Genomic DNA, 4,329 nt, shown 5'->3' on the forward strand with positions numbered 1-4,329 from the left:
GAAAGAGACATTCCTAGTTTTTTCTAAAAAATGATACAAAAATTTTGCAATTAAATAGACTCTTGGGAAACCCAAAAGCTAATAAACAAAAACTTACCGCTACAATAATTGCAAGTTTGCTTTACTTTTCAATAGTTGTATTTACAAACATATTTTTATGGAAGAAAACTCAATTAAGAAAATCTTAGTAGGTTTTTGATAAATTAGTTATTAATCAGCAAAATGAACAAATTCACCAACAGGCTTTCTATACCCTCTTGGTCTAATTTTTCCTGTTACTGATTTGCCTAATGTAATCATTAAAACAGGTTCGTGGTTATCTGGAATGTTGTAAATTTCTTTAATCGTTTGTTCATTGTGGACATGCATCGGGCAAGTATCCCATCCTTTATCTTTGGCAGCTAACATGAATAACATCGCAGATAGAGAAGCATTTCGAATATTATCTTCTTCTATTAATGTATTGTTATTACTGTATAAATTATTAATTGTCTCAATCGTATCATTGTATTCTAACTCGTCTATAATTCTAAGCATTTTCATGCCTTCATATAATCGAGGGGCTTCCTTGTATCCATCTTTATCTCCACATACGATGATCGTTGCAGAAGCACTAAGGGTTTTATGCTGTTCATATGAGGCTTTCTTGACAAGAGCTTTCTTTTCCTCTGATGTGACAACATAATAATGCGTAGTTTGAATGTTATATGATGAGGGATGGGTTTTAACGATTTCAAATATTTCTTGTAATTCAAGATCTGAGATTTTCACATCCGATTGAAAATTGATAGCTGAACGTCTACTTTTTGCTAATTCTACAAATTCCATATATGTATTCTCCTCTTTATGGTCGTTCTATTTGATAGAATAAATTTTACCATTATATCCTCATTATACATAATAAAAAAGAGCTTTTATTTGATGAAAGGCACAAAATGGTGAACTATAACTGCGACTTTTTTATTCGCCCTTCTATTAAATATACCGCTATTTTACTATATATCCATTTTTTGTTTATTACAATATAAAAGAGCGGGATCACAAAATGGGTTTGTGTTGCAATCATTTTTCCTATTCGATTAACATGATTGTTAAAGAAGGACAGACATAATAATGTTAAGAATTATGTATTCTAAATATTTTGGAAGGGGAGTGAAATACAAATGAACTTTGAAACCCTTATTTTTAATTCAATACCTGACGATGATATATTAGGTGGCATTGTAGAATTACATAAAGACATTTTTGGGAAATCAGATAATTTGATTAACAAAATGGCAAGTAAACCGCAACTATTAATTATAACCGCTATGAGTGGTACAAAGCTTATTGGATTTAAGATTGGATATGCATTGGATGATAATAAATTTTATAGTTGGATGGGGGGAGTGGATATCAATTATCGAAAATTTGGTGTAGCTTCGACCCTAATGGAAAAGCAACATCAATATGTAAGGGAACTGGGTTATAGTGTTGTTCAAACAAAAACAATGAATAAATGACGTAATATGTTAATTTTGAATATAAAAAATGGATTTGATGTTATTGATACGTATACCGATGAAAAAGGAATACATAAAATTATTCTTGAAAATAATTTACTCAACCTAAAGGGTAGCTAGGGTTTAAGTATAAGTAGCTTTTAGGTTGTATATTCTATATTCAGCATTCGGGGCAGCATTCCTGAATAGGGACAAACATTGTTTTGTAGATATTGTATAACTAATATGCAAAATATAATATGTTAAAATTGGATACAGAATTTATTTGGAGGAGTTTATTTTGACAGTAGAAAAAAGTTTAAGGATTTGTGAAAAAGGACATAAGTATTACAAAAGTAGTGAGTGTCCAAGTTGTCCTACCTGTGATAAAGAGAATAAGCCTAAAAGTGGCTTTCTTTCGAAACTCAGTTCACCTGCAAGAAATGCATTGGTTCACGAAGGGATTGACACTTTGAAGGAACTATCAAAGTACACTGAAAAAGAAATTTTAAAAATTCATGGTATTGGGCCAGCTTCCTTACCTATTTTGAGAACTTCATTAGAAGAAGTAGGGTTATCATTTAAAGAATAAATGAACTACAATATGTGACATACTTTACTTAATTAACTAGTGCAAGAGTTCAAAAGTTAGACTTGAACTCTTTGCCTTATACGAAATTAAAGGATTAATAATAATTAATAAATATCCAAGTTCATCTAGATATTGGACAACTGGTGTTTGATAGTGCCCAAGATGCTTCTAGAATCACTGAGGGCTTCTGGCTTCTTCTGACCTGTTTCTTTCTGTTCATGATCTAAGAACTCTACAAGTAATCCAAGCCTCTCAAGAGTATGGATACTTTAAAGCCCTTACAAAAAGGTTTCCCTTATCTACAAAAGCTTGAACCGACTTTCTCCTTTTGAAATTTCCAGTCCAACGACTGGATTCATCCTCATCATCTCCTAATCTCTTATTTGCAGGTACCCCTAATTCTTCCTTCTTGCAGTGTCACAGCTTTGCTTGTTATTCTAGATTTATGTCCCAACCAGCCTCAACGTGTTTCTACAAGGAGGGGGTAAACTGTTTACTTTAACGGGATCTAAGTCCCATGGGCAGTTACATTTACCCTGGCTACCGTTAAAAATAAAACCCTATTAAAAATCGTCAACAAGAAATATTTTCTTATCTGGCTGACCTTATAATACGAAAGGGCGCTTTTCTGAAACAAGGAAAGCGTCTTTCTTCATGAAAAGGGCCAGATTGTTGAACAAAAAGTGATAAAATATGTATATAAAATTGCAATCTTGGGCGTGATGACAATGGATAATAGGTTATTAGAAATATTTGTGGAATGGGAAGATAAATTAGACAAAGATGAGTGGTATTTTAGTAATTCCTTCGAATTAATTACTAAGGGAATGTCTCCCAAAGAAGCGTTTAACTACATTCCAAATGTTATTGAGGTTTTATTACAATTAGGGGATGACTTTTTAGTAGGGAAACCCTTTACTTCTTAATTGAACTTTATAGTCTTGCTGACACCACCCAGATACATCCTCACCTCGAAAGTAATTGGTCTATGTTAACACAATATATTAAGAAATATGAGGACTCTTATGCTACTCCATTTAAAGAACTTAGACGACAACTTAGAATAAAAGAGTGAGGCTAGTACCTTAGACAAGTAACGGGGGCTTTATCACAATAGAGGCTGACCGCTTCTGGTGGTAAAACCGCAAAACAGTTAACAATGAAATCTACTTGACGAAAGTTTAGGAAGGAAAAACCATGGAAAAAAACAATCAAATTTTCGCAAAAACAACAAGTCTTATTTTAAGAAGATTTAGTCTTAACGACACTGATGACTTCCATTTTTATCGTTCAAATTCTGAAGTTGCTAAATTTCAATCATGGGAGAATTATCAATATCACGAAGCCGAATCGTTCGTTAATGAACAAAGTAAAAATAACCCTAATCAACCAGGTACTTGGTTCCAGTTTGCCATTGCTTTAGCTGAGACTAATCAACTCATTGGAGATTGTGCACTTCATACGCTTTTAGACGAACCCAATATTGTAGAAATCGGGTTTACTCTTTCTCCAGGATACCAGGGGAATGGATATGCAAGTGAGGCTGTTAGTGCGTTATTGGATTATATATTTAATGTATTAGGAAAACACAAAGTAATTGCACATACAGATGTTAGAAATAACAAGTCTATTGCTTTACTTGAACGCGTTGGTATGAAGCGAGAAGGGCATTTTTTACAAAATTACATGTCAAAAGGACAGTGGATTGACGAATATCAATATTCAATTCTTAAGTCTGAATGGGAGAGTACCTCAAACCTGTTAATTTAAGGAAGAAAGAGTTTTTCATCGTGTTAAGCTGGAAAGCCCATTACCGAAAGATATAAAGTTTTAACAATTCTACTTTACTTGAAGATCGTTGAGCTGCTTAGACGGCTCTTTTTTCTTGTTCAACTAAAGGTGCAGGATAGTGTAAAAAGCAGTAGTTGTGGTAATAGGGGGGGATGGATATGTTTTTCTTTAATAAAGAAGATGTTTATATAGGATTTTCAATGGAAGAATTTTCAAAGGTAAGAGCAATTTTAAAAAGAGAAGGTATTAAATATACCTATAAAGTTATTGATCCTTCAGGAAAATGGTTGGGACCTGGTACATCGAGAGGAAACTTTGGAAGTTTCGGAATGAACAAGAATTATAAACAACAATATGTTGTTTCTGTTAGAAAAAAAGACGCAGAGAATGCAAATAATTTTGTTCATAGTGTTTTGCATTTATAAGTTTTATTTCACTAATGGGTGCTTTACTTGAAGATCGTTG

The 4,329-nt window shown here is 32.9% G+C and carries 6 protein-coding genes; 5 read left to right on the plus strand and 1 reads right to left on the minus strand.

The window, feature by feature from the left end:
- Positions 1 to 210: 210 nt before the first annotated feature.
- Positions 211 to 828: a nitroreductase family protein gene (locus V7164_RS16570; RefSeq protein ID WP_335354632.1), complete on the minus strand. Its 618-nt coding sequence runs from the start codon at positions 826 to 828 to the stop codon at positions 211 to 213.
- 335 nt (positions 829 to 1,163) lie between these two features.
- On the opposite strand from V7164_RS16570, the gene V7164_RS16575 reads away from it, so the two are divergent.
- From V7164_RS16575 to V7164_RS16595, 5 genes are all read left to right on the plus strand, one after another.
- Entirely contained in the window at positions 1,164 to 1,502 is a 339-nt protein-coding gene (locus V7164_RS16575; RefSeq protein ID WP_335354633.1) for a GNAT family N-acetyltransferase, read from the plus strand.
- Positions 1,503 to 1,782: 280 nt separating this feature from the next.
- Positions 1,783 to 2,073, plus strand: coding sequence for an RNA polymerase alpha subunit C-terminal domain-containing protein (locus V7164_RS16580; protein ID WP_335344341.1), 291 nt, complete (start codon positions 1,783 to 1,785; stop codon positions 2,071 to 2,073).
- Positions 2,074 to 2,801: 728 nt separating this feature from the next.
- Positions 2,802 to 2,999, plus strand: a complete 198-nt coding sequence (locus tag V7164_RS16585) for a hypothetical protein (protein WP_335344342.1) — start codon at positions 2,802 to 2,804, stop codon at positions 2,997 to 2,999.
- A 271-nt stretch (positions 3,000 to 3,270) separates the two neighbouring features.
- A complete protein-coding gene (locus V7164_RS16590) occupies positions 3,271 to 3,843 on the plus strand; it encodes a GNAT family N-acetyltransferase (RefSeq protein WP_335344343.1) in 573 nt (190 codons plus the stop codon).
- 179 nt (positions 3,844 to 4,022) lie between these two features.
- Entirely contained in the window at positions 4,023 to 4,289 is a 267-nt protein-coding gene (locus tag V7164_RS16595) for a hypothetical protein (protein WP_335344344.1), read from the plus strand.
- Positions 4,290 to 4,329: the final 40 nt, after the last annotated feature.

It is taken from the genome of Bacillus sp. JJ1474, from assembly GCF_036965225.1.
GTDB lineage: Bacteria > Bacillota > Bacilli > Bacillales > Cytobacillaceae > Cytobacillus.